At 63.1% G+C, this 23,522-nt stretch carries 24 protein-coding genes and 1 pseudogene; 14 read left to right on the top strand and 11 right to left on the bottom strand.

Features of this window, described 5'->3' with window-relative positions; all coding sequences use genetic code 11:
• Window positions 1-42: 42 nt before the first annotated feature.
• From AX756_RS11250 to AX756_RS11275, 6 genes are all read left to right on the top strand, one after another.
• Window positions 43-915, top strand: a complete 873-nt coding sequence (locus tag AX756_RS11250) for a phosphoribulokinase (protein WP_068311229.1) — start codon at window positions 43-45, stop codon at window positions 913-915.
• Between the two features lie 13 nt (window positions 916-928).
• Window positions 929-2,926, top strand: a complete 1,998-nt coding sequence (gene tkt, locus AX756_RS11255) for a transketolase (protein WP_068311231.1) — start codon at window positions 929-931, stop codon at window positions 2,924-2,926.
• A 2-nt stretch (window positions 2,927-2,928) separates the two neighbouring features.
• Complete coding sequence (gene fba, locus AX756_RS11260) at window positions 2,929-4,008, top strand: class II fructose-bisphosphate aldolase (protein WP_068311233.1); 1,080 nt, start codon at window positions 2,929-2,931, stop codon at window positions 4,006-4,008.
• A 100-nt stretch (window positions 4,009-4,108) separates the two neighbouring features.
• On the top strand, window positions 4,109-4,804 hold the full coding sequence (gene rpe, locus AX756_RS11265; protein WP_068311601.1) for a ribulose-phosphate 3-epimerase: 696 nt from the start codon (window positions 4,109-4,111) through the stop codon (window positions 4,802-4,804).
• Window positions 4,804-5,460: an HAD-IA family hydrolase gene (locus tag AX756_RS11270; protein WP_068311235.1), complete on the top strand. Its 657-nt coding sequence runs from the start codon at window positions 4,804-4,806 to the stop codon at window positions 5,458-5,460. Before rpe ends, AX756_RS11270 begins: the two co-directional genes overlap by 1 nt.
• Entirely contained in the window at window positions 5,460-6,179 is a 720-nt protein-coding gene (locus AX756_RS11275) for an HAD-IA family hydrolase (protein ID WP_068311237.1), read from the top strand. The genes AX756_RS11270 and AX756_RS11275 overlap by 1 nt, the downstream gene beginning before the upstream one ends.
• A 9-nt stretch (window positions 6,180-6,188) precedes the next feature.
• On the opposite strand, the gene AX756_RS11280 is transcribed toward AX756_RS11275, so the two are convergent.
• The gene (locus AX756_RS11280; protein WP_082739062.1) at window positions 6,189-7,103 is read right to left on the bottom strand and encodes a LysR family transcriptional regulator; all 915 of its coding nucleotides are present in this window, start codon (window positions 7,101-7,103) and stop codon (window positions 6,189-6,191) included.
• Between the two features lie 100 nt (window positions 7,104-7,203).
• Here AX756_RS11280 and AX756_RS11285 point away from each other — a divergent pair, with 100 nt between their 5' ends.
• The 5 genes from AX756_RS11285 (at window position 7,204) to AX756_RS11305 (ending at window position 12,981) form a co-directional block, all read left to right on the top strand.
• Window positions 7,204-8,634, top strand: coding sequence for a form I ribulose bisphosphate carboxylase large subunit (locus AX756_RS11285; RefSeq protein WP_068311239.1), 1,431 nt, complete (start codon window positions 7,204-7,206; stop codon window positions 8,632-8,634).
• Window positions 8,635-8,701: 67 nt separating this feature from the next.
• Window positions 8,702-9,058 (top strand): ribulose bisphosphate carboxylase small subunit, encoded by a 357-nt coding sequence (locus tag AX756_RS11290; RefSeq protein ID WP_068311240.1) that lies wholly within the window; start codon window positions 8,702-8,704, stop codon window positions 9,056-9,058.
• A 52-nt stretch (window positions 9,059-9,110) separates the two neighbouring features.
• Window positions 9,111-9,920: a CbbQ/NirQ/NorQ/GpvN family protein gene (locus AX756_RS11295; RefSeq protein ID WP_068311241.1), complete on the top strand. Its 810-nt coding sequence runs from the start codon at window positions 9,111-9,113 to the stop codon at window positions 9,918-9,920.
• 10 nt (window positions 9,921-9,930) lie between these two features.
• Window positions 9,931-12,273 (top strand): nitric oxide reductase activation protein NorD, encoded by a 2,343-nt coding sequence (locus tag AX756_RS11300; protein ID WP_068311242.1) that lies wholly within the window; start codon window positions 9,931-9,933, stop codon window positions 12,271-12,273.
• 159 nt (window positions 12,274-12,432) lie between these two features.
• The gene (locus AX756_RS11305) at window positions 12,433-12,981 is read left to right on the top strand and encodes a hypothetical protein (RefSeq protein WP_156461468.1); all 549 of its coding nucleotides are present in this window, start codon (window positions 12,433-12,435) and stop codon (window positions 12,979-12,981) included.
• A gap of 299 nt (window positions 12,982-13,280) precedes the next feature.
• Here AX756_RS11305 and AX756_RS11310 read toward each other — a convergent pair whose 3' ends face one another.
• The gene (locus AX756_RS11310; RefSeq protein ID WP_082739063.1) at window positions 13,281-13,706 is read right to left on the bottom strand and encodes an ester cyclase; all 426 of its coding nucleotides are present in this window, start codon (window positions 13,704-13,706) and stop codon (window positions 13,281-13,283) included.
• A 491-nt stretch (window positions 13,707-14,197) separates the two neighbouring features.
• On the opposite strand from AX756_RS11310, the pseudogene AX756_RS26770 reads away from it, so the two are divergent.
• Window positions 14,198-14,401: pseudogene (locus AX756_RS26770) on the top strand (D-lyxose/D-mannose family sugar isomerase); the annotation flags it as partial.
• A gap of 112 nt (window positions 14,402-14,513) precedes the next feature.
• Here the strand turns inward: AX756_RS26770 and AX756_RS11315 are convergent.
• The 5 genes from AX756_RS11315 to AX756_RS11335 all read right to left on the bottom strand — a co-directional run bounded on the left by AX756_RS11315 (window position 14,514) and on the right by AX756_RS11335 (window position 18,954).
• Complete coding sequence (locus AX756_RS11315) at window positions 14,514-15,596, bottom strand: GGDEF domain-containing protein (protein WP_231701039.1); 1,083 nt, start codon at window positions 15,594-15,596, stop codon at window positions 14,514-14,516.
• A complete protein-coding gene (locus AX756_RS11320) occupies window positions 15,593-16,201 on the bottom strand; it encodes a heme NO-binding domain-containing protein (RefSeq protein WP_068311246.1) in 609 nt (202 codons plus the stop codon). Before AX756_RS11320 ends, AX756_RS11315 begins: the two co-directional genes overlap by 4 nt.
• A 76-nt stretch (window positions 16,202-16,277) precedes the next feature.
• Window positions 16,278-17,870: a trimethylamine methyltransferase family protein gene (locus tag AX756_RS11325; RefSeq protein ID WP_231701040.1), complete on the bottom strand. Its 1,593-nt coding sequence runs from the start codon at window positions 17,868-17,870 to the stop codon at window positions 16,278-16,280.
• Window positions 17,871-17,965: 95 nt separating this feature from the next.
• On the bottom strand, window positions 17,966-18,661 hold the full coding sequence (locus AX756_RS11330; protein ID WP_068311247.1) for an HAD family hydrolase: 696 nt from the start codon (window positions 18,659-18,661) through the stop codon (window positions 17,966-17,968).
• Window positions 18,662-18,675: 14 nt separating this feature from the next.
• Window positions 18,676-18,954, bottom strand: coding sequence for a DUF3572 domain-containing protein (locus AX756_RS11335; protein WP_082739080.1), 279 nt, complete (start codon window positions 18,952-18,954; stop codon window positions 18,676-18,678).
• Between the two features lie 100 nt (window positions 18,955-19,054).
• On the opposite strand from AX756_RS11335, the gene AX756_RS11340 reads away from it, so the two are divergent.
• The gene (locus tag AX756_RS11340) at window positions 19,055-20,467 is read left to right on the top strand and encodes a diguanylate cyclase (protein WP_068311250.1); all 1,413 of its coding nucleotides are present in this window, start codon (window positions 19,055-19,057) and stop codon (window positions 20,465-20,467) included.
• Window positions 20,468-20,514: 47 nt separating this feature from the next.
• On the opposite strand, the gene AX756_RS11345 is transcribed toward AX756_RS11340, so the two are convergent.
• The 4 genes from AX756_RS11345 to AX756_RS11360 all read right to left on the bottom strand — a co-directional run bounded on the left by AX756_RS11345 (window position 20,515) and on the right by AX756_RS11360 (window position 22,803).
• Window positions 20,515-21,087, bottom strand: coding sequence for a periplasmic heavy metal sensor (locus AX756_RS11345; protein ID WP_068311251.1), 573 nt, complete (start codon window positions 21,085-21,087; stop codon window positions 20,515-20,517).
• A 12-nt stretch (window positions 21,088-21,099) separates the two neighbouring features.
• Window positions 21,100-21,498, bottom strand: a complete 399-nt coding sequence (locus AX756_RS11350) for a hypothetical protein (RefSeq protein WP_156461469.1) — start codon at window positions 21,496-21,498, stop codon at window positions 21,100-21,102.
• On the bottom strand, window positions 21,491-22,090 hold the full coding sequence (locus tag AX756_RS11355; protein WP_068311255.1) for an RNA polymerase sigma factor: 600 nt from the start codon (window positions 22,088-22,090) through the stop codon (window positions 21,491-21,493). The genes AX756_RS11350 and AX756_RS11355 overlap by 8 nt, the downstream gene beginning before the upstream one ends.
• 101 nt (window positions 22,091-22,191) lie before the next feature.
• Window positions 22,192-22,803 (bottom strand): EF-hand domain-containing protein, encoded by a 612-nt coding sequence (locus AX756_RS11360; RefSeq protein WP_068311257.1) that lies wholly within the window; start codon window positions 22,801-22,803, stop codon window positions 22,192-22,194.
• Window positions 22,804-23,041: 238 nt separating this feature from the next.
• Between AX756_RS11360 and AX756_RS11365 the strand changes: the two genes are divergently transcribed.
• Window positions 23,042-23,452: a DUF983 domain-containing protein gene (locus AX756_RS11365; RefSeq protein ID WP_068311259.1), complete on the top strand. Its 411-nt coding sequence runs from the start codon at window positions 23,042-23,044 to the stop codon at window positions 23,450-23,452.
• Window positions 23,453-23,522 lie beyond the last annotated feature (70 nt).

Below are 23,522 nucleotides of genomic sequence, written 5' to 3' on the forward strand. Positions count from 1 at the left end.
TCCACCACTCACATCCGTATCGCCCAAGGGAGCAAACGCCCAATGAGCAAGAAGCATCCAATCATTTCGGTGACCGGCTCCTCCGGGGCGGGCACCTCCACGGTCAAGCACACCTTCGACCAGATCTTTCGCCGCGAAGGCATAAAGGCTGTCTCGATCGAGGGCGACGCCTTTCATCGTTACAACCGCGCCGAGATGAAGGCCGAGCTGCAGAAACACTACGATGCCGGCGACCCGACCTTCAGCCATTTCAGCTACGAGGCCAACGAGTTGGGCGAGCTGGAACGCGTCTTTCGCGAATATGGCGAGACAGGCAAAGGGCGCACCCGCCATTACGTGCATGACGACAAGGAGGCCGAGCGCTATGGCGTACCGCCCGGCGAGTTTACCGAGTGGGCCGAATTCGCGCATGACAGCGACCTGCTCTTTTACGAGGGGCTGCATGGGGCGGTTGCCAATGACACCGTGAACCTGCCGAAGCTGGCCGATCTGAAGATCGGCGTCGTGCCGGTGATCAATCTCGAATGGATCCAGAAGATCCACCGCGACCGCGACAGCCGGGGCTATTCCACCGAGGCCGTCACGGATGTGATCCTGCGCCGGATGCATGCCTATGTGCATTGCATCACGCCGCAATTCACCGAGACGGACGTCAATTTCCAGCGCGTGCCGATTGTTGACACCTCCAACCCCTTCATCGCCCGCTGGATTCCGACGCCGGACGAGAGCCTCGTCGTGATCCGCTTCAAGAACCCGCGTGGGATCGATTTTTCCTATCTCACCTCAATGATCGGGGGCAGCTGGATGAGCCGCGCCAATTCCATCGTCATCCCGGGTGGGAAGATGGATCTCGCCATGCAGCTGATCTTTACCCCAATGGTCGAACGCCTCGTCCACGAAGCCCGCCGCGCCTGAGGAGCCCTCAGAAATGAATATCGAGACCGCTGTTGCGACAGCCACCGAAGACCTTATGTCCAACGCCATCCGTGCGCTCGCCATGGACGCCGTGCAGGCCGCGAATTCCGGCCATCCCGGCGCGCCGATGGGGCTGGCCGACGTGGCCACCGTGCTCTTCAACCGCTTCCTGAATGTCGACCCGAAGGACCATCTCTGGCCCGACCGCGACCGTTTCGTAATGAGCGCGGGCCATGGCTCGATGCTGGTCTACGCGATCAACCACCTGCTCGGGTATGACGATATGGATATCGAGCAGCTGAAGAATTTCCGCCAGATGGGATCCCGCACCGCCGGGCACCCCGAATTTGGCCATGCCAAGGGGATCGAGACCACCACCGGCCCGCTCGGCCAGGGTGTCACGACAGCTGTCGGCATGGCGCTGGCTGAGCGGATGCACAATGCCCGCTTCGGCGGCGACCTGGTGGATCACTGGACCTATGTGCTCGCGGGCGATGGTTGCCTGATGGAGGGCATCAGCCACGAAGCCATCGACTTTGCCGGCCATATGGGCCTCGGACGGCTAATCCTCTTCTGGGACGACAATTCCATTACCATCGACGGCTCCACCGACGTCTCGACCTCGACCAACCAGGCTGCCCGTTTCACCGCCGCCGGTTGGCATGTGCAGGCCGTGGACGGGCATGACAAGGAGGCGATTGCCACCGCCATCGAAGCCGCACGGGCCGATCCGCGCCCCTCGATGATCGCCTGCAAGACCATCATCGGCTTCGGCGCCCCCAACAAGCAGGGCACGGCGGCCACCCATGGCGCACCGCTCGGGGCAGAGGAAATCGTCGCCGCCCGCGAGGTGCTCGGCTGGCCGCATGCCCCCTTCGAGATCCCGAACGCGGTGCAGGAGGCCTGGCGCGAGGTTGCCCGCCGTGGCGGCGACACACGCGCGGTCTGGAAGAAGCGGCTTGCCGCCTCGCCAATGGCCGACGGCTTCCGCCAATCCCTCGCCCGGCCTGATAAAGAGGCGCTGGCCGCAGCTCTCGGCAATTACAAACACCAGCTTTCCCAAGACGCTCCCAAGGTCGCCACCCGCAAGGCCTCCGAGATGGCGCTGGAGATCGTGAACGGCACCCTGCCCAACACGGTTGGCGGCTCGGCCGACCTGACCGGTTCCAACAACACCCGAACCAGCGCGATGCGCCCGGTCACGCCCGGCGATTTCTCTGGCGACTACATCCATTACGGCGTGCGCGAACATGCCATGGCCGCGATCATGAACGGGATCTCGCTGCATGGCGGCTTCGTTCCCTATGGCGGAACCTTCCTCGTCTTTGCCGACTACTGCCGCCCGGCGATCCGCCTCTCGGCGCTGATGGAGCAGCCGGTCACCTATGTGCTGACGCACGACTCCATCGGACTGGGCGAGGACGGCCCGACCCACCAGCCGGTCGAAACCATCGCCTCGCTCCGCGCCATGCCCAATCTCAACGTGATCCGCCCGGCGGACGCGGTGGAAACGGCCGAGGCTTGGGAAATCGCGGCCAGCTCCGAGAGCACGCCGACGGCGCTCTGTCTGTCGCGGCAGGGGCTTCCGACCCTGCGTACGCGCCATCACGACGCCAACCTGACGGCCCGCGGCGCCTATGTGCTGATGGAAACCGCCGCGGCGCGGGACGTGACATTGATCGCGACCGGATCCGAGGTGGAACTGGCGCTCGACGCGGCAATGCGGCTGGCCGAGAAGGGCATCCGCGCTGCGGTCGTCTCGGCCCCTTGCTTGGAGCTCTTCGCCGCCCAATCACCGGCCTACCGGCTCGCCGTGCGCGGGACTGCCCCGCGCGTCGGCATCGAGGCCGCCATACGGCAGGGCTGGGAAATCATGCTCGAACGCAATGACGGCTTTGTCGGCATGTCTGGCTTCGGCGCCTCGGCCCCGGCCCCCGATCTCTATCGCCACTTCGGCATTACCACCGATGCGATCACCGACAGCGCAATGAAACTCATGGGGAGGAACTGAACATGGCACTGATCACGCTCCGGCAGTTGCTGGATCACGCCGCCGAGCATGGCTATGGCGTACCGGCATTCAACATCAACAACATGGAACAGGGACAGGCGATCATGGAGGCGGCCAAGGAGGTGGACGCCCCGGTGATCATGCAGGTCTCGCGTGGCGCGCGCGGCTATGCCACCGACATCATGCTGGCCAAGATGGTCGAGGCGCTGGCCAAGATCTATCCCAACATCCCGCTCTGCATGCATCAGGACCATGGCAATAACGAGGCCACCTGCATGACTGCCATCTCGCATGGCTTCACCTCCGTCATGATGGACGGCTCGCTCGAAGCCGATGGCAAGACGCCGGCCTCCTATGACTACAACGTGACCATCACCGAACGCGTCTCGCGCATGGCCCATTGGGTGGGTGCCTCGGTCGAAGGCGAGCTGGGGGTTCTCGGCTCGCTGGAGACCGGCGAGAGCGCGGCCGAAGACGGCCACGGCGCCGAGGGCAAGCTCAGCCACGACATGCTGTTGACGGACCCCGATCAAGCCGCGGATTTCGTCGCCCATACCAAGGTCGACGCGCTGGCCATCGCCTGCGGCACCTCGCACGGCGCCTACAAGTTCTCGCGCAAGCCCACCGGCGACATCCTCGCCATGGACGTGATCGAGGCCATTCACGCCCGCCTGCCGGACACGCATCTGGTCATGCACGGCTCTTCCTCAGTGCCGCAGGAAATGCAGGACATCATCAACGCCCATGGCGGCGAGATGCCCCAGACTTATGGCGTGCCAGTCGAAGAGATCGAACGCGGCATCCGTCACGGCGTGCGAAAGGTAAATATCGATACCGACTGCCGCATGGCGATGACCGCGCAGTTCCGCCGGGTCGCGCAGGAGAACCCAAGCGAGTTCGACCCGCGCAAATTCCTCAAGCCCGCACGCGACGCCATGCAGGAGCTTTGTCGCGACCGTTTCGAACGTTTCGGCACCGCTGGACGTGCCAGCCGGATCCGCATCATCCCGATGGACGACATGGCAACCCGCTATGCCGCCGGCACGCTCGATCCGCATCCCGCAACCGCCCGCGCCGCCTGAACTGAACACACGGGCAGGCCCGCCCCGCCTGGGCGCGCGGCCTGCCCTTCTTCCTGGCAAGAACACTCACGCGCAACAGATTCACAGGCAGGAGATCTCCATGTCCTTCGACCGCTCCATCAAGATCGCCCCGTCCATCCTCTCCGCCGATTTCGCCAATTTCGGCGCCGAGATCCGTGCCATCGAGGCTCAGGGGGCCGACTGGGTGCATGTGGACGTGATGGATGGCCATTTCGTTCCCAATCTCACCTTCGGCCCGCCGGCGGTGAAAGCGTTCCGCCCGCATGTGAAGACGGTCATGGACGTGCATCTCATGATCGCGCCGGTCGATCCCTATATCGACGCCTATGCCGAGGCGGGCGCCGATATCCTGACCGCGCATGTCGAGGCCGGCCCCCACACCCACCGTACCCTGCAGGCCATCCGGGCCGCTGGCATGAAGGCCGGGGTGGCGCTGAACCCCGGCACGCCTGCCGAGGCGGTTGAACACCTTCTGGATCTGACCGACCTGGTTTGTGTCATGACAGTCAATCCTGGCTTCGGCGGGCAGAAATTCCTCGACATGACGGCCAAGATCCGTGCCCTGCGCGCGATGATCGGAGACCGACCGATCCATATCGAGATTGACGGTGGAGTCGATCCAGTCACCGCCCCCTTCGTCACCGCTGCCGGGGCGGATGTGCTGGTTGCTGGATCGGCGGTATTTCGGGGTGGCTCGGTGGATAATCCCGCTGCCTATGGCGAGAACATCCGCACCATTCGCGACTCCGCCCAGTCCATCGGCAAGGTCGCCTGATGGCCCGGCTCGTCTTCGATCTCGACGGAACGCTCGTCGACAGTGCCCCCGACCTGCAGGCTGTCGCAAACCGGGTGCTGACGGGCGAAGGCCTTGCCCCGATTACTCTCGGCGAGGCCCGTGACTTCATCGGCCAGGGCACCGCCGTTTTCGTCCGGAAGATGCGGGCCAGACATGGCATTCCGGAAAGCGAACAGCCCCGCCTTCTTGCCAGTTTCATGGCGCTCTACGAAAACGCCGTCGAGCACACCCGGCCCTATCCCGGTGCCGTCGAGATCCTGTCGCGCCTGAGGGAATCCGGCCACCGCCTCGGCCTGTGTACCAACAAACCGCTAGGTCCCTGCATGGCGCTTCTGCGGCATCTGGAGATCGATACCTGCTTCGATGCCATCACCGCCGGTGACAGCCTGCCGGTCCACAAGCCCGATCCCGCGCCACTCCTGCGCACACTGGAGAGCATGGGCGAGGGGCCGGCGTTCTTCATCGGTGACAGCGAGATCGACGGCGAAACCGCGAGCCGGGCCGGCATTCCCTTCGTCTTCTTCACCGAGGGCTATAGCAAGGTCAGGATGAGCGCCCTGCCCTATGTAGCGACGTTTTCGCGTTACCCGCATTTGCCCGGTCTGATCGACGCTATGCTACGGCGGGTCGCGTGATGTTGCGCGCGCTGATCTTCGACGTGGACGGAACGCTGGCCGAGACCGAAGAAATTCACCGGTTGGCCTTCAATGCAACCTTCACCGCGTCTGGCCTCGACTGGCACTGGACGCGGGAGGATTACACCGGCCTGCTGCGGACGACCGGCGGCAAGGAGCGGATGCGCCGCTACCGGCAGGAGATCGGCGCGGAGCAGCCCACCGATACAGTGATCGCCGCCCTGCACGCGACCAAAACCAGCCGTTATGCCGAAATGATCGTCGCTGGCGGGCTGGCGTTGCGTCCGGGCATTCGCGACCTGGTGGCGGGCGCACGCCGCTCCGGCCTGCGGCTGGCCATAGCCACCACGACCAACCGTCCGAACGTGGACACGCTCTGCAGGGCTTGCTGGGGCCAGCCGGCAGAGGCGTTGTTCGACGAGATCGCCGCCGGAGACGAGGTTGCCCGCAAGAAACCGGCACCGGATGTCTATGAGCTTGCGTTAGAGCGGTTGGAGATCGCGCCTGCGCAGGCCGTTGCGCTGGAGGACAGCCGAAATGGCCTGCTTTCCGCGCGAGGTGCCGGAATTGCGACCCTGGCGGTTCCCTCTGTCTTCACGAAGGCGGAGGATTTCTCCGAGGCGCAATGGCGGGCCGACAGCTACAGGTCGGCGGATTTGCCGGATTTCCTACGAGACCTCTTGTCGGCAAGCAATCAGACTGCCGGCGTATCGGCCTGAAGCGCATCGCTAGACGGACGCGGCGAGATCGCCTTCCTGCTGGATGAAATCGAGGAAAGCCTGCGCCGCATTGCTCAGTCGCCGCCCCTTGCGCCGCCCGGCATACCACCGTCTTTCCAGCGGAAACCCCGCAACGTCGAGCACCACGACTTCGCCCGCCGCCAGCTCAAGGCGCAGCGAGTGGAGCGACAGGTAGGCCACCCCCAGCCCGGACACCACGCCCTGCTTGATGGCTTCGACATCGTCGAATTCCATATGCGCCGGAAGCTCCACCCCGGCGTCCCGAAACACCCGCTCGACCGCAAGCCGCGTGCCCGACCCCCGCTCGCGCTGGATCACCTTCTCCGCCGCAATCCGTTCCGGAGAAATTCCCCGGGCGCCCGCCAGCGGGTGGTTGGCTGCGGCCACGAAGACAATCGTGTTCTCCAGGAATGGCTCGACAATGACGGTCTCCTCTTCGGCCGGACGCCCGATGATATAGAGGTCGTCAGCATTTTCCGCGATCCGCGCCAGAACCGTCTCGCGATTGGTGAACTGCATCCGTGGTTCCACGCGCGGGTAGCGTCGCTTGAACCGACCCAGGAGCTGCGGCAGCAGGTATTTCGCCGTGGACACGGCCGAAATGGAGAGCGGCCCGGCGACTTCCCGGTGCATATCCTCCAGCGTCGCCTGCATCTCGGCAAGCCGCGCGAGGATGTCGCGCGAGGCCGTCGCGACCTCCTCCCCCGCCGGGGTCAGGAACAGCGCGCGCCCGATCTTTTCCGTCAGCGGAAGGCCGAGTTTCTCTTCCAGCGCCTTTACCTGCATGGAAACCGAAGGCTGGGCAAGATGCACCTCCTCGGCGGCCCGCGTGATCGATCCGTGCCGCGCCACGGACTCGAACAGGCGCATCTGTTGGAAGGTCGGCGGGACAAGCTTTACCATACGTATTTCTCTATGTTTTGGATAAATACAATCTAATTTTACTTAGCATTCCGGTCAACTACCCTGGTTTCAACACTCGAATACAGGGAGGGAAATCGAGATGCCGAAAGATGGAGTGAAGTCTTACAGTGCTGGTGTGAAGGAATACCGGGAGACCTACTGGACCCCGGAATACACGCCGCGCGACACCGATTTTCTGGCCTGTTTCAAGATCATCCCGCAGGAAGGCGTGCCGCGCGAGGAGGCCGCCGCTGCCGTGGCCGCCGAAAGCTCGACCGGCACTTGGACCACCGTCTGGACCGACCTGCTGACCGATCTGGATCACTACAAGGGCCGCGCCTACGCCATCGAGGACGTGCCGGGCAGCGACGAGGCCTTTTATGCCTTCATCGCCTACCCGATCGACCTGTTCGAAGAAGGCTCGGTCGTCAACGTGATGACCTCGCTGGTTGGCAACGTCTTCGGCTTCAAGGCCGTCCGCGCTTTGCGGCTGGAGGATGTGCGCATCCCCATCGCCTATGTCATGACCTGCGGCGGCCCGCCCCACGGCATTCAGGTCGAGCGGGATATCATGAACAAGTATGGCCGCCCGCTGCTTGGCTGCACGATCAAGCCCAAGCTCGGCCTTTCTGCCAAGAATTACGGGCGTGCCTGCTATGAGGGTCTGCGTGGCGGACTGGATTTCACCAAGGATGACGAGAACGTCAACTCCCAGCCCTTCATGCGCTGGCGCCAGCGGTTCGACTTCGTGATGGAGGCGATCCACAAGGCGGAGGCCGAAACGGGCGAGCGCAAGGGCCACTACCTGAACGTTACCGCGCCGACCCCAGAGGAGATGTACAAGCGGGCCGAATATGCCAAGGAACTCGGCGCGCCGATCATCATGCATGACTACCTGACCGGCGGTTTCACGGCCAACACGGGGCTTGCCAACTGGTGCCGCGACAACGGAATGCTGCTGCATATCCACCGCGCCATGCACGCCGTTCTGGACCGCAACCCGAACCACGGCATCCATTTCCGCGTACTGACCAAGATGCTGCGCCTGTCTGGCGGCGACCACCTACATACCGGCACGGTCGTCGGCAAGCTGGAGGGTGACCGGGCCTCGACGCTGGGCTGGATCGACTTGCTGCGCGAGAAATACGTCAAGGAAGACCGCTCCCGCGGCATCTTCTTCGACCAGGATTGGGGCTCCATGCCCGGCGCCTTCGCCGTGGCCTCGGGCGGGATCCATGTCTGGCACATGCCCGCGCTGGTCAACATTTTCGGCGACGATGCCGTGCTCCAGTTCGGCGGCGGAACGCTGGGCCACCCGTGGGGCAATGCGGCGGGTGCCGCGGCCAACCGCGTGGCGGTCGAGGCCTGCGTTCAGGCTCGCAACGAGGGCCGCGAGCTGGAGAAGGAAGGCAAGGACATCCTGACCGCTGCCGCCAAATCCAGCCCAGAGCTCGCAACCGCGATGGAGACCTGGAAAGAGATCAAGTTCGAGTTCGACACGGTCGACAAGCTCGATGTTCAGCACCGCTGATCTTCCCGACATACCCGCCGGCCCTACATGCGGGCCGGCCAGACCAGACATTCGAAAGGATACCGCCATGAGCGCCATGCAGGACTATCAATCGTCGCTCTCCGACGTCACTAGCCGCAAGTTCGAAACCTTCTCCTACCTGCCGGAAATGGATGCAGACAGCGTCCGCAAGCAGGTCGAATACATCGTGTCCAAGGGCTGGAACCCGGCCGTGGAGCATACCGAGCCGGAAAATGCCTTCGACCACTACTGGTACATGTGGAAGCTGCCGATGTTCGGCGAGACCGATGTGGACCTGATCCTGGCAGAGGCCGAGGCCTGCCACAAGGCGCACCCCGCCAACCATGTCCGGCTGGTCGGCTTCGACAATTACAAGCAATCCAAGGGCGCGGAAATGGTCGTCTTTCGCGGCAAGCCGGTCTGATTGCGCCCCCGGCTCATAGCACACGGGCCGGGGATCGCTTGGGGGAGGGAACATGAACGTCCAGAACATCGAACAGTACCGAGTCGGCGCCGAGCCCTTCTACCGGGTGACCGCCGGCGAGGACGCGCTTTACCAGGCCGCATACGCCCGCCGGATGCCGGTGATGCTCAAGGGGCCGACGGGTTGCGGAAAATCGCGCTTTGTCGAATACATGGCATGGAAACTTGGCCGGCCACTGATCACGGTGGCCTGCAACGAAGACATGACGGCCTCCGATCTGGTCGGGCGCTACCTGCTCGACAAGGATGGCACCGTCTGGCAGGATGGCCCGCTCACCACCGCCGCCCGGATCGGGGCGATCTGCTATCTCGACGAGGTGGTCGAGGCGCGGCAGGACACGACCGTCGTCATCCACCCGCTCACCGACCATCGCCGCCAGTTGCCGCTCGACAAGAAGGGCGAGTTGCTCGAAGCGCATCCGGATTTCCAGCTCGTGATCAGCTACAACCCCGGCTACCAGTCGTTGATGAAGGACCTGAAGCAGTCCACGAAGCAGCGCTTCGCGGCGCTGGATTTTGACTATCCCGAAGCCGAACTGGAAGCCGAGATCGTGGCAAGGGAAACCGGGGTCGATAGCGAGACCGCCGGCAAGCTGGTGCAGGTTGCCCACCGCACGCGCAACCTCAAGGGGCACGGGCTCGACGAGGGGATCTCGACCCGGTTGCTCGTTTATGCCGGCCAGATGATCGCCGAAGGGGTGGAGCCGACAGCCGCCTGCCAGATGACGCTGGTCACACCGCTGACCGACGATCCGGACATGCGCCAGACGCTGCAAGCGGCGGTGGAAACCTTCTTCGTCTGAGGAGACCGCCATGACCATCACCCTCGATGATTATCGCGACTGTTTCGCCAAGGCGCCGCCCGAGCTGGTCGAGACGATCGAGCCGGTCTTTCACGATGCGGCGCGGGTGATGAGCCCGGCGGGCCTGTCCGATTACATGGAGGGCGCGCGGGGGCTCACCAATCTCGGGCGCGGCCATGACCTCGTTTTCGCCTGGTTGGAGAACATGCCGTCGGTCGTGAAGGAATGCGGCGAGGACGTGATCCGCGATTGCCTCTCCGCGGCGATGAAACTCAGCTCGATGACCTCGGGCGAAGTGATCGCGCTGCTGGTCTCCTCGCTGCCCACCGCCGCGCGCCGTCTGGGCGATCCGGAGTTGCTGCGTGGCTACCTCGCGCTGATCCATTCGCTCTCGGCCAAGGCGGCGCGCGGGTTGCGGCCCATGCTCTCCAATATCGACGAGCTTCTGTCCAAGCTTACCCTTTCGGGCCTGCGCCGCTGGTCCAATTTCGGGGCGGAAGCCTATCGTCGCGACCTGCCCAACCTGACCCGCTACTTCGCGTTGGAAAGCGCCGATTCCCGCAAGATGCTCCAGCAGGAGCGGCGCGGAACGCTCTTCATCGACAGCCAGCGGAAGCTGAATTTCTACCTGCGCGCGCTCTGGGGGCGCGACTTCTTCCTGCGCCCGACCGCAGCCGATCACGAAGGGTTCCGCCCCTATATCGAGAACCACGTCATGCACCTGCCGGATGCGCTGGACGACCTAGGCGACGTGACCGGGACCGAGCTTTACCGCGCCATGGCCGCGCATCAGGCCGCACATATGCAATACACCACCGCGCCGATCTCCGCCGAGCAACTGACACCGGCGCAGATGTTCTTCATCGGCCTGATCGAGGATGCGCGCGTGGAGTGGCGGGCCGCTCGGGATTTTCCGGGGCTGGCCAAGCTCTGGGGCCGGTTGCTGAAGCGTTCGCATGAGAACCGCGCGGAACATGAAACCATCGAATGGCTGGAGAAATTTGCGGCCCTGCTGAACGATCCGAAAGCGGTGACGGGGCGGGAGGCGCTCGACGCGCTCGGGGCGAAGTTCCATGAAGAACTCTCCGCCCGCTCCGATGACAATAGCCTGTCCTGGCACCTGGGACTGGAGTTGTTCCACATTTTCGCTGCCAACCGCGATGTACCGAGCCTGCGCATTCTCAACGCCATCCGCATCCCGTATCGCGACGATAACCGTTTCGTCTGGGAGTTCGAGGAGTTCGACTGGGCCTCGCACGGCGCCGAGTACATCCCGGCCAGCCAGCGGCAGGTCCGGAAATACGTCTCCGTCATGGAGATGGCCCATGAGGTCGATGCCGAACTGGCCGGGGACGACGCGCAGGAGATCTGGGTCTGCATGGACGAGTTCATGCCCTACGAGGATGCTGGCGAAGCGACGACCAGCTTCAACGACATGTGGGGCAAGGAGCCGATCTCGGCCCCCTTCCACTACCACGAGTGGGACTACCAGGTGCAGTTGCACCGGCCGGATTGGGCCACGGTCTATGAACGTCGCGCGAGCAAGGGCGATGCGGGCAATGTCGAGGCGATCCTCGCCGAGCACCGGCCCGTCGCGCATCGCATCCGCCAGATCATCGACATGCTGACGCCGGCGGGCGTGCAACGGGTACGCAACATGGAAGATGGCGACGAGATCGACCTCAACGCCGCCGTGGACGCGATGATCGCCATTCGCATGGGCAAGCAGCCCAACCCGCGCATCACCATGCGCAACGTGATCAACTCCCGCGACCTTGCCGTCACGCTCCTGCTGGACCTCTCCGAGAGCACGAACGACGCCGCCCCGGGCAGCGACAAGACCGTGCTGGAGCTGACCCGTGAAGCCGCGACGCTCGTGGCCACGGCCATGTCGGGCATCGGCGACCCGTTCGCGATCCACGGTTTCGCCTCCGACGGGCGGCATGACGTGCATTACTACCGCTTCAAGGATTTCAACCAGCGCTTCGACGACGAGGCCAAGGCGCGGCTCGACGGGATGAAGGGCGGGCTTTCGACCCGCATGGGCGCGGCGCTGCGCCATGCCGGGGTCGGACTTTTGAAACAGCCCGAGCAGCGCAAGCTGATCTTGCTGGTGACCGATGGCGCCCCCGCCGATATCGACGAGCGCGACCCGCAACACTTGCGCCACGACACGAAAAAGGCGGTTGATGAGTTGCAGGCGAAAGGGGTTCTTACCTATTGCCTGACGCTGGACCCGGAAGCCGACAGCTATGTCAAACGGGTCTTCGGCACCAATAATTACACCATCATGGACCAAGTTGCGCGACTGCCGGAAAAACTGCCCGCCTTGTTCGCGAGCCTGACAAGCTGATGCCATTTTCCGCCGATGCCGCAGCCCATCGCGCAGAATATATGTCTCGACTGATGCCGCAACTTGATAGGGTGTATTTTTGATATATATTATTATTGCTGTCCTCCAGACGCTGCCTTGAGAAGGAGACGGCTGCCGAACTTAAGGGGGAGGTGTGACATGGCGCGGGTTGAGCGGCCTGAAAATGGTCCTTGTTACGTGATATACCAGATCCACATGGACTATCCGGAGGGGCGGTTGACCTATACCGGTCGCACGACCTGCAAGCTCTCCGCCATTCGCAATCGCGCCTGCCGGGAAGTGGACCGGTTGTTGCGGGGCGTCCCCTCGACCAGATCGCATCACAGCCGGGCAATTCACATCGCCTCGGCCGCCGCGCTGATAGAAGGCTGGCCGATGGCGTTTGAGGTCAAGGCCTACACGGACAGCCGCCAGGAAGCGATCGACCTCGAACACCGCTTCAAGGCTGAAATTCCGGCTGAAACCTCTCTCAACGGCATGGGATCGGCGAAGCTGCTCAAAGCCTGTCGCCTTGTCATTGCCGAGCATCTGCAACGGCAAGGTATGGAAAACCATCGGATTCGCTCTGCGTTGAACCTGGAGAAGCTCCCCGAGCAGAGCCACCACTATGCTCGCCCGATGGCGGAGCCGCCACTGGCACGTGCCAGCAAGCCCGAGAGGGCGTCCAGTCGGCGAACCGAAGGTTGAACGGCTAAAAATGCAGCGTCGGGCCTTGGTCAAGCTCCTGCAGCCGCGCCGACTCTTGTGGTCCCATTGCCCGGCCGACCTCCTTCAGATTTTCGTGAATCGTATCGGCATGGGGATCTATCTGCGAAGGAATGCCCGCGATGGATTTCGACACGGCATGGAACCCGGCAACCGAAACAGTTGAAGTCTCGGGGGGGGGGCGCAAACCGGGATGGTCACCTATGCGGACAATACGGACTGCTTTCCATGCTTGGTTTGCCGCCTTTGAAACTCAGACGGAGACAAGCAAATTTGTTCGATCAGCTGATCAGTCCCAACTGCCGAGCGATGGTGGCGCTGTCATAGTAATCTCGTCCCTCGACCACCATGCCATCTTTGACGCGCATCACTGAACAATACCGGACTTCGGCTCTCTTGCCGGTCGGCGGGAAATCTCCAAGGCTTGAGCGTAGAACCCCGGTATACGTGCCAGTGTTACGAAACTCGACCGTCGCCCACTGCCCGTCCTGGCTGACAATGACGTTTTCGACTTTGCAAAGTCCGTCCGGGAACGCCTCGCGCCAGCGAAAATAGTCCGACTTGTAGGCTTCCTTTCCAGGAAGCTTCTCGCCGCGGGCAATATCCTCGAAAGCGCAGTCGTCAGCGATTACCTCTGCGCCGCGATCAGGATCGCGCATATCCCACGACTCGTGAAATTGTCGAACAACCTTTTCCGTAGGGTGCATGATCTTGGCCCTGTGAGAGGAGCTGGATAGAATTTAGCTGCCTACCTTCGCCAGTCCACTGGAAAGTGTATTTCCGGGCTCCGAGGTGACATTTGACCGGCTCAACGATGCATGGATGATTTCTGCGGGCTAAACGCCCGCTAGTCCACATAAGGGCTTGATGAACTTGTCGTATCGGGCGTTGAGCGAGTTCCCGTCTTGGATGTGATCGCAGCCGACGACGATAAGCTCGGTCCCACCATGCGCCGTCAGTTTCGCCTAGCCTTTGCCCCCGCCTGAACAGAGAACGGCAGCAGCCGGCACCAAGGGCTTCTTCGCACGTTCCAAGGTGTTGGGTTGTCCGTGCTTCGACTTTCGAAATCGTCTCCGTCTTTCGCCGGAAATACTGGGCCTTCTTTTTGGCGTCCTCGATCCGGGCCGGGCCCAGATCGTCGAGGGCAATTTCGACGTAAGCGCCGGCGGCACCGTGATGCGCGACGGCATCGCGTACAATTTCGAGTCCGGCGAGGTGCTCTTGTTCCTGCCCGGCGAGAGTATCACACAGATCCCCGGGCGACTGGAATGCCTTCTGGGGCGACGGCGACGATATGCTGACCGGCGAGGTCAATACAGTCCATGACAACCTGAACGACAATTTCTTTCGCGCCCCAATTGGCCGCTTCTCTGCAGTCCCAAAAGATTCTGAACCCACGATTCTACTGTTAAGCGGCCATGATCGTGGGCTGAAGATAGGTGATCTCCGCTTCGGCGGTGCCTGTTACCCGCCGACCGGCCAAACTCACGCAATTCTTCTCGGCTACCAGTCAATCACGGCTCTGCGGTCCGATATGCGGCGCTTCTCGTTTCATGGTATCGGACCGGCGCGACGGTCGCACGACTGCGCCCGGCCCGTTTCGACGCGTAGAGCGCCAGATCGGCAGTTTCCAGGATGCTTTCGGGGTCCGCTGCCGGGTTCTGCGTACTGGTCGTGATACCGATGCTCCCCGAAATTCGAAGCCGCGAGTCTCCATATGGAATCGGGTCCTCGAGGCGGCGAATGATCCGGTCCGCGATATCGGACAGGATCGTTACATCGGCAAGCTTCTGAAATATCAGGATGAATTCGTCTCCCCCGACCCGCGCCGCGATGTCCCTTTCGCGTGTCTCGTGAACGAGGATCTTGGCGACAGCCTGAAGAACTTCGTCGCCAGCGGCATGGCCATGGGTATCGTTGACCTGTTTGAAATAGTCGAGATCGAGATGAAGCAGACCGAACGGGATGCCGTCCGCACCGAGCCTGGTCAGGACATGGTCCATGGCGCGCCGGTTCTTCAAACCGGTCAGCGTATCTGTGAAGGCCTGTTCCTCGGCCGCGATCATTGCCCCCTGCAGCCGCTGGTTCAGTTTCTTGGATTCCTGGAGCGCCGCCGATTTCGCCTCAACGAGGTAAAGCATCTCGATGGCAAGATCTGTTCCGGCAAAGTCGGCCGCTGTAAGATCGAAGCTGCGCACCGCATCTACGAGGGAGAAGCCGAAGGACAGGTTGAGCAGAACCTCGTCACTTTCGAACATCGGAACGACCACGCCCTTGAAGCAACCATGGGCCTGGTCGCGCAAATTCAGCGAAAGACGACCGCCTTCGACAGCCAGTAGCTCGGAAACGCTTCGGGCGCCCCGTGGCCGACGAAGTTCGAAAACCTCGAAGAAATCTTCGCCTTCCAAGTCCCGATCTGGTCGTAATTTGCGCAAACTGCGTCCGAGCCGGAGGATCCGGCCATCCTGCGACAAAACCAGATGCATGGGCATCAGCCGTTGCAGCGAGGTCGCGTCCAACGAAACTGGCGGCAAAGCGGCGGGACATCCGACGGGACCAGTCATTACTGGCACGGCGATGTAATCCGGGCCGCTCATGATTGCGGCTCCGGCGCATTGGCTGTCGGGCGTGCGAGCGAGAAACTTCGACCTTCGGAAAAGGCGCTGTCGAGCAGGCTGATGCGGATAATCGGCACCTTGTCCGACGTATTCTCCAGTTCCAGAAAGGCAAGAGCGCCGAAATCATCCGCCATGGCACGCAGGATTCCCACGAGCACACAGGCATAGCGCGGCTCCGGCCCGCCCACGCGAAGTTCGAATTGCCCGTCCTCGCCTCCCAGCAACTCGAGGTTCGGAAGCAAAAGATCCGGAACCGCCAGCCGGACTCTATCTGGCAGGTCATCGAGCGACAGCAGGAACTCCGAGAAGGTTTGCCCCCCGAAGCGCAGCAGTCGGCGAATCGCCTCCGTGTTCGGGTGACTCACAAGGTAAGTCCCCACATCCTCCAGAAGCATGTCCTCCGGTTTGTCGAGCAGGCCGGATGTTGCTTCGATCAAGGCATTCGAGAGGGAGTCTTCATATGTCAGCATCGATTCGAACCCGCTGACCTCAATTTCTATCTGGCGGGCAATTTCCACCCAGACGGGCTGCCCGTAATTGTCCTGAACGAAACACTGGATCGACCGGTTCACTAACCCATGCATGTCGGCGCCTTTTCTTTCGAAGGAGGCTAGGCTGGTGGGTTTAAGAAATCGAAAACAGGTGCCCGGCTGACCGCGATCAGAAATCGGTCGGCGCACCACCTTCGGATTTCCGCCGCTCGACGAATTCCGCCAGCTCGTCGGCGATACCGGCCTCCAGCGCCGGTGGCTCGAAATCCGCGACGATCCGCTTCCAGAGCGCATGCGCGCGCTCCGCCGTCCAGGTGCCGCCATCCAGCGCCCAGGCCTCGTAGTTCCTCCAATCGGACAGGATGGGCTGGTAGAAGGCCGTGCTATATCGGCTCTGGGTATGCGGCGTGCCGAAGTAGTGCCCATCCGGGCCGACCTCGGCAATCGCCTCCACGGCGACATCCTCAGGGCCGGTCGCCACAATGGCGGGATCAAAATACCGTTGAATTTGCTGAATAATTTCACAATCCATGACGAATTTCGCCGGGCTCGCGATCAAGCCCCCCTCCAGCCAGCCGGCCGCGTGATAGACGATATTGGTGCCCGATTGCACGGCCGACCACAGTGCGTTGGAGGTCTCCCACATGGCCTGCCCATCGGGCACATTCGCCGCGCAGGAACCGCTGGCCCGGAGCGGCAACCCATAGAACCGCGCCATCTGGCCGGTCATCTGCGTTGCCCGCATATATTCCGGTGTGCCGAAGGCCGGTGCGCCCGATTTCATGTCCACGTTGGACGTGAATGTCCCGATCACGCAGGGGCAGCCCGGGCGTACCCATTGAAACAGGGCAATCGCGGACAGCGCCTCCGCGATGGATTGGGTCACGGCGCCGGCCATGGTTACCGGCGCCATCGCCCCGGCAAGTGTAAAGGGCGTCACGATGACGGCCTGCCCGCGCCGAATCAGCCGCAGGCAGCCGTCGATCATCGGCACATCATGCTTGAGCGGCGAGGTGGAGTTGATGTTGGTATACATCCGGGGCGTGGCTTCGAATTCCGCGTGGCTCAGCCCACCGGCGATCCGCACCATTTCCATCACATCCTCGACCCGCTCAGCCCCGAGCGAATAGGCGTGAACGACCTTGTCGGTCAGCACGAGCTTGTCATGGAGCACGTCGAGATGGCGCACGGAGGCATGGATATCCACCGGCTCCACCGGGTAGCCACCAGCGAAATGGATGCAGTTGAAATACTGGGTCAGTTTCAGGAGGTCGGCGCATTGCTTGCGGGTTCCCGGCAGTTTTCCATGTTCCAGATCCCAGTAATTCGGCGGCGACGAGACGTTCCCGAACAGGATTGTGCGCCCGCCAACCGTGATCCGGCGGTCAGGATTGCGCGGAGTGATGGTGAAACTGTCCGGCGCCTCGCGCACCATCTCCATCACCCAGTCGCGCCCCATGCGCACATTGGTGCCTTCGACACGGCAGCCGGCGGCACGGAACAGATCGAGCGCTTCCTCGTTCAGAAACTCGATTCCGATCTCCTCGAGAACCCGCATCGCGCCGTCGTGAATCGCCAGAACGCCTTCTTCGCCGAGGGGTTCGGTCGGCCGGTCCGTATTCTGCGGGAGAAGCCAGGGCATCTGCTCGATCACGCCACCGGCCTGCCGCCGGGCATTTCCGGCACGCCCACCGCCGCGCCCCCGGCGGCGCGCGCCCTTCTCCCCGACAGTTTCCGCTTCCCTGTTCATGTCGCCGTTCATTCCGCGTCCCCTTTGATCCTTCCAGAATGCCCGCAGGTGGGATGCAACGGAGTGCCGGAATGCGACCGGGCATGTCGGAAACGGAGGACGCGGCCTCAGCCCCCGGCGAGCCAGCCGGGCAAATGGCCGATATCGGGAAGCACGACAGAGGCAAATGGCGCAAGATCCTCGTGCCCTGCCGGTCCAGTCAGAACCGCGACCGGAACCATTCCCGCAGCCCGCCCCGCGTGGAGGTCATGCGTGCTGTCCCCGATCATGGCGACCTGGTCCGGGCGCAGGCCGGTGGCTGCGCAGAAGGCCAGGCATTGGCCCGGCCCGGGCTTGGCGCCAAAGCCGCTATCGGCGCCTGCGACGAAATCGAAAATGCTCAATGCACCAACACCGCCCAACTGCACGCGAGCGGCGCTCTCGGCGTCATTGGTTGCCACTCCGAGCACCATGCCGTCGGCACGCAACCGCTCCAACAGCGGCAGGAGCGGCACCGCTGGTGCCGGCGCTATGCGCTCGGAACTCGCGACGATCCATTGGAGCAGCCTGTCATAGTCGAGATGCGGCAGTCCCGGGAGCAGGGCCGCAACGGCATCGTCGACAGTTCCGGCGATCGCGACGGATTCTGGCGCGAACTGCCGCTCCGCGCGGTTCAGGTGGATCCGTTGCGCAAGCTGCTCCGCAAGGGTCTCGTCCCCCTCGCCCAGTTCCAGCATGAGATCGGATGCCCAGCCGCCCCAGGTCGCCTGGAAGTCGAACAGCGTGCCGTCCTTGTCGAACAGCAACCCGCGGATTTCGGACATTCCTTCGCCCCTTGCTAGGTCCAGTTTGGCAATGCGCCACCGGGCAGCGCCTGCCGTGCCGCCATCGGCTCCTCGTATCGCAGCTCCTGCGATTCGCAGAAAGCCATGACCCAGGCATCGTCCATCATGATGAAATCTAGAACGGAGCCCAAAAATTCGGCATCTTCTGCCCGCGTCTTCATATCTTCCAGGCTCGCACCGGTCGCTCCGAGAAAAACCGGCAGCAAATCGTCGTTTCCGGAAAGCCACGCAAGCGCCAGCAATGCCAAGGTTTCGGCGGAATTACTCTGCATCATCGCCTCGTGAAGATTCGAGAAAGGTTTCCTTAACCAATCTCAACAAAGAATGAGTACCACAAGAGTTCGCGAGAGCTCACGAGGGGAGTGCGGCGCAATGCCCGGTAGAATACTGGTCGTCGACGACGTTGCAACAAACAGGATCATCCTGAAGGTGAAGCTTGCAAGCGCCGCCTATGATGTTCTGCAAGCTGGCAGCGGCGCGGAAGCGCTCAAGGTGGCGCAGCGGGACAAACCGGACCTGATCCTTCTGGATATTTCCATGCCCGAACTTGACGGGCTGGAGGTCTGTCGGCGGCTGAAGGCCGACCATCGCACAGCCGACATACCCGTGATCATGGTAACTGCCTCCAACGATTCCGCTTCCAAGATCGCCGCACTGGAAGCCGGCGCCGAGGATTTCATGACAAAGCCGCTCGACGATCTGGGCCTTCTTGCCCGGGTCCGCTCGCTGATACGGGCACGCGGCGTCGCCGCCGAGCTGGCCCTGCGTGAAGGCACCCGGCAAGCACTCGGCTTTGCCGAACCGACGAGCGGATTCGTGGCGGCGGGGCGGATCTGCCTTGTTGCAGCCGATGAGGCCACCGCGCTTGCCTGGCGCCGGGGGCTGCAAGGCAAGCTGCACGACAAGATCGAAGTCCATTCCCCCGGCGAAGTCCTGCGGAACGCAAACGGTCCGAAGTTGCCGGACCTCTACGTCATCGCGGCAGACCTTTCACGCAGCAATGAAGGGCTCATGCTGCTGTCCGAGCTGCGCTCGCGGCAGGCCACCCGCCATGCCGGGATTCTCATCGCGGTCGATGTGGACGCCCGCATGCCGGCCACGATGGCGCTGGACATGGGTGCGTCGGACATCATCAACCTGCCGTTCGATTTCGACGAGCTGGCCCTTCGCCTTCGCGCGCAGCTTGCCCGCAAACGTCAGGGGGACCGGCTGCGTTCGCGGGTCCGCGACGGGTTGCAGATGGCCGTGACCGATCCTCTGACCGGGCTCTACAACCGCCGCTATGCCATGTCGCACCTGACCCGTGTCCGCGAGCGGGCGATCGCGAATGATCGCAGTTTCGCGGTAATGATGATAGACCTCGATCACTTCAAGCAGGTCAACGACACCCATGGCCACGCGGCCGGAGACGAAGTGCTCAAGACAGTCGCCGAGGCGCTCAGCAACAATTTGCGGAGCGTCGATCTCGTGGCGCGGATCGGCGGTGAGGAGTTTATCGCCATCCTGCCGGACATCCTTCCGGACGCCGCGCTCAGTGCCGCCGAGCGGCTTCGGGAAAAGGTCTGTACCGCGCCGATCACTCTGCCCCGGAAGACCGGGCAGGCGGCTCCCATGACGTTGATCCAGACGATCTCCATCGGCCTGATCACCGATGGCGGCGGGCCAGCCGGCACGCATGCAACGCTGTCGGAATTGCTGGATCGGGCGGACAAGGCGCTCTACAACGCCAAGAACATGGGCCGGAACCGGGTTGTGATCAAATCCTCCGGCCAGGCGGCGGCGTAAAAAGCGCAACAGCCATCAGGCGTTGAGAAACGTGACCGGCACCTTCGTCATTGCGACGGAGGAGGCGGCATATTCGTCCGCATGCCCTCGCCGCGTTTTCCCTCGCCGCGTTTTCCCTCGTGCATTGCTGGACCACGTTGCGCACCCTTTTCAAGGCGATCGGCGAAAGCGGCGCGCTCCTCGGGGCTCATGGCTTCCAGTTGGGAGACCATCACCTCCAGCCCGACCTCGCGACTGCGTGCCGCCAACTCGGACTGCCGCGCAATCGCGACCCGCAGACGATCCGCGTCGAACGGGTCCGTGCGCAGCGCCTCAAGGGTCTCAGTATAGAGATTGCGCCACTCCGCCCGGTTGACGTTGACCTTGCCACGCTGCGAGCGGGCCGCCTGCTCGAGTTGCCTGCGGCTCTGTGGTTCGAGCGCCATAAGGTAAGGTCCAAGCCCCAGATCGCGGGCGATGAGGCGCGGATGGTCCTCCCCGCGCGAGAAATTCAGCCAGGCCCCGCCGGCGACACCGAGGATCACCATGTTCAGCGCCAGCGAAACGAACAACAGCACGCGCAGCCCGATACGGCGGCGCGGCTTGCTCTGGTCTTCGGGCATCGGCGTTTGATCCGTCATCTTCTGCAGTTCCTATCCTTCCGCCAGCAGCTCGGAATATACCGGCAGCATCGAGCCGAGGCTGGTGTCATAACTGTAGCTGCTTTCCATGACCGACAGTGTCAGGTCATCGAGCGCGGCGGGCGGGTTATACCCGATCCAGATCCCGGCCACCGTTGCCGTGGCCAGTCCAGCCACCGCCGGCCAGCCGCCGATCATGTCCAGCAGGCCACGGATCCCTCCGCGACGGGCAGGCTGCGGAGCAACCGGGGCAGGTTCGGGCACGGCTTCTGCCGTCCGCACATCCTGCGCCTCGTAGGCATCCGCCAGCACGCGGGCCAGAAGGTCCGAAGAGGGCTCTTCAGGCTCGTCTCGCAGCGCCTTGAACAGCGCTTCCAGTTCCTGTTCGCTCTGCTTTTCGAATTCAGCCATCATCGCTCAACCCCAGTTCTGCACGCCGCCCCTTCAGAAGTGCGGACAATGCGCGTTTGCCCCGCGCGGTCAGACTTTCGACCGCCTCGACGCCAATTTCCATCACAGCCGCGATCTCGGGGTTCGACAACCCCTCCAGGTGGCGGAGCACCACCGCCTGCCGCTGCCGCTCGGGCAATTCGGCCAGCGCTTCGCGCAAGGCCGTGGCCCTTTGCGTGGTCTGCATCCGCTCCTCGACGCGGGGCTGCTCGTCCGTGGGCTCGACACCTTCTCCGAAAGCATCGTCCAGCCCGACCCCGCGCCGCCGGCGCAGCCTGTCCGTGCACAGGTTCGACGCCACCCGGTACAGCCAGGTCGAGACCTGCGCCTCGCCCGTGCGCCATTCCGGCGCGATCTTCCACAGCCGCAACATGGCTTCCTGTGCCACGTCCTCGGCCTCGGAGCGGTCGCCCAGCATCCGTGCCGACAGCGACAGGACCCGCGGCGTCAGCCGAAGCGTCAGCGTACGCGCCGCCCCCCGGTTGCCGCTCGCATAGAGCGCCAGGAGGGCTTCGTCCGTCAGTTCGGAGTCGGCATCGAATGGCATGGTCATGGTACCCGTGGCCTAGCCCTGATCCCCCACCGGACGCAATGGTCCGTTGCGGAAGGTCCCGCGCGGCCGCTTGCCGCGCGGAACAGGTTCTCTCGGCAGTCTCAGTTGCGCCAGAACGGCATCCAGTCGCCGCCGCGTTGATCTCCACGGCCACCGCGCATCCCGCGCTCACCAGGTTCGCCACGCTTGCCAAAATCGTCGCGGTCGCCGCGTTTGCCGCCGAAGCGATCCCCGCGTTGTTGCATCCGCTCGGCCATGGCGGCGTATTCTGCCTCGCTGATCGCGCCATCCTTGTCGGTATCGGCGAAGCGCATCATCCGGTCGCCCGGATCACGTTGCGCGCGGCCCTGGCCCATCGCGGCTTCCATTTCCTCCTGGCTGATGAAGCCGTCCTTGTCGGTATCGAAGCGGGCAATCATGTTGTCCAGGCGGTTATTCTCGCGGGCAGCCCTCATGGTCTCGATCTCGGCGGCCATTTCTTCCTTGGAGATCTTGCCGTCGCCATCGGCATCGGCGGCCTTGAAGCGCTCGGTAGCGCGGGCGGCCGGGAATGCCTTCAGCTCTTCGGCCGAGATCTTGCCATCGCCATCGGTGTCGATCTGCGTGAAGCCCGGGCGCTCACCGGGGCCCATCGGCCCACCAAAGGCAACGGCGGAATTCGCGGCGACGAGGCCGGTCACGATAGCGGTTGTCAAAAGCACGATACGGGTCATTTCCAATTTCCTGTTCTCGGTTTCTTTTTCGCTCGAACGCGGCGTTTTGCGCCTCGTTATGCTTCTCCAACGCCGGGGAGCGGCGGTTCCGTCGCACCTTGCGCAACTTTTTTCAGAACGCCTTTCGCGACATCGCGCCGCAAGACCGTGCAAAACCCTGCAAGAACCACCGAAAAGTGCCATGTTACGGGCTGCGAACAGGAAACGCCCCAAGGGGCAGGAACGAGAAGGCTTCGATATGTGCGCTGTTCAGCAAATGCCCGAAGAACGGCCCGTCCGGCCGGCCATGGCGCGTGGCTGGAGACGTCGTTGCCCCAATTGCGGCCGCGGACCGCTGCTGTCGGGCTACCTCAAGGTTGCCGATCACTGCCCCGTCTGCGAGCAGGAGTTCCACCACCAGCGGGCCGATGATGGCCCGGCCTATATCACGATCCTGATCGTCGGGCATCTTCTGGCACCGCTGATCCACGTCTTCTATGCCCGGCTCCATCTAGAACCGCTGGTGATGGCGTCGATCCTGTCGGTCCTGTGCATTGCGCTCTCGCTCTACCTGTTGCCCCGGATCAAGGGCGCCTTTATCGGGTTGCAATGGGCGCGCCGCATGCATGGCTTCGGTAGTGATACCAGCGGCGCCGGCTACAGCCACTAGAACGTTTGGCCTTTCACCGGAATCGCCTTTCCCTGCCTCTCGACTTCGCCTCGAACGCAAAAGGCGATAC

Source organism: Aliiruegeria sabulilitoris (genome assembly GCF_001558155.1).
Taxonomy (GTDB): domain Bacteria; phylum Pseudomonadota; class Alphaproteobacteria; order Rhodobacterales; family Rhodobacteraceae; genus Tropicimonas; species Tropicimonas sabulilitoris.

What these genes read in the sequence shown, in the direction of transcription:
- AX756_RS11320 (WP_068311246.1), bottom strand. Translation starts at nt 16,201, where the DNA reads ATGCATGGGTTAGTGAACCGGTCGATCCAGTGTTTCGTTCAGGACAAT.
- AX756_RS11365 (WP_068311259.1), top strand. Translation starts at nt 23,042, where the DNA reads ATGTGCGCTGTTCAGCAAATGCCCGAAGAACGGCCCGTCCGGCCGGCC.
- AX756_RS11350 (WP_156461469.1), bottom strand. Translation starts at nt 21,498, where the DNA reads ATGGCTGAATTCGAAAAGCAGAGCGAACAGGAACTGGAAGCGCTGTTC.
- AX756_RS11250 (WP_068311229.1), top strand. Translation starts at nt 43, where the DNA reads ATGAGCAAGAAGCATCCAATCATTTCGGTGACCGGCTCCTCCGGGGCG.
- AX756_RS11325 (WP_231701040.1), bottom strand. Translation starts at nt 17,870, where the DNA reads ATGAACGGCGACATGAACAGGGAAGCGGAAACTGTCGGGGAGAAGGGC.
- AX756_RS11275 (WP_068311237.1), top strand. Translation starts at nt 5,460, where the DNA reads ATGTTGCGCGCGCTGATCTTCGACGTGGACGGAACGCTGGCCGAGACC.
- AX756_RS11290 (WP_068311240.1), top strand. Translation starts at nt 8,702, where the DNA reads ATGAGCGCCATGCAGGACTATCAATCGTCGCTCTCCGACGTCACTAGC.
- AX756_RS11335 (WP_082739080.1), bottom strand. Translation starts at nt 18,954, where the DNA reads ATGCAGAGTAATTCCGCCGAAACCTTGGCATTGCTGGCGCTTGCGTGG.
- AX756_RS11340 (WP_068311250.1), top strand. Translation starts at nt 19,055, where the DNA reads ATGCCCGGTAGAATACTGGTCGTCGACGACGTTGCAACAAACAGGATC.
- AX756_RS11360 (WP_068311257.1), bottom strand. Translation starts at nt 22,803, where the DNA reads ATGACCCGTATCGTGCTTTTGACAACCGCTATCGTGACCGGCCTCGTC.
- AX756_RS11300 (WP_068311242.1), top strand. Translation starts at nt 9,931, where the DNA reads ATGACCATCACCCTCGATGATTATCGCGACTGTTTCGCCAAGGCGCCG.
- AX756_RS11285 (WP_068311239.1), top strand. Translation starts at nt 7,204, where the DNA reads ATGCCGAAAGATGGAGTGAAGTCTTACAGTGCTGGTGTGAAGGAATAC.
- AX756_RS11305 (WP_156461468.1), top strand. Translation starts at nt 12,433, where the DNA reads ATGGCGCGGGTTGAGCGGCCTGAAAATGGTCCTTGTTACGTGATATAC.
- AX756_RS11315 (WP_231701039.1), bottom strand. Translation starts at nt 15,596, where the DNA reads ATGAGCGGCCCGGATTACATCGCCGTGCCAGTAATGACTGGTCCCGTC.
- AX756_RS11345 (WP_068311251.1), bottom strand. Translation starts at nt 21,087, where the DNA reads ATGACGGATCAAACGCCGATGCCCGAAGACCAGAGCAAGCCGCGCCGC.
- fba (WP_068311233.1), top strand. Translation starts at nt 2,929, where the DNA reads ATGGCACTGATCACGCTCCGGCAGTTGCTGGATCACGCCGCCGAGCAT.
- rpe (WP_068311601.1), top strand. Translation starts at nt 4,109, where the DNA reads ATGTCCTTCGACCGCTCCATCAAGATCGCCCCGTCCATCCTCTCCGCC.
- AX756_RS11355 (WP_068311255.1), bottom strand. Translation starts at nt 22,090, where the DNA reads ATGACCATGCCATTCGATGCCGACTCCGAACTGACGGACGAAGCCCTC.
- AX756_RS11310 (WP_082739063.1), bottom strand. Translation starts at nt 13,706, where the DNA reads ATGCACCCTACGGAAAAGGTTGTTCGACAATTTCACGAGTCGTGGGAT.
- AX756_RS11270 (WP_068311235.1), top strand. Translation starts at nt 4,804, where the DNA reads ATGGCCCGGCTCGTCTTCGATCTCGACGGAACGCTCGTCGACAGTGCC.
- tkt (WP_068311231.1), top strand. Translation starts at nt 929, where the DNA reads ATGAATATCGAGACCGCTGTTGCGACAGCCACCGAAGACCTTATGTCC.
- AX756_RS11330 (WP_068311247.1), bottom strand. Translation starts at nt 18,661, where the DNA reads ATGTCCGAAATCCGCGGGTTGCTGTTCGACAAGGACGGCACGCTGTTC.
- AX756_RS11295 (WP_068311241.1), top strand. Translation starts at nt 9,111, where the DNA reads ATGAACGTCCAGAACATCGAACAGTACCGAGTCGGCGCCGAGCCCTTC.
- AX756_RS11280 (WP_082739062.1), bottom strand. Translation starts at nt 7,103, where the DNA reads ATGGTAAAGCTTGTCCCGCCGACCTTCCAACAGATGCGCCTGTTCGAG.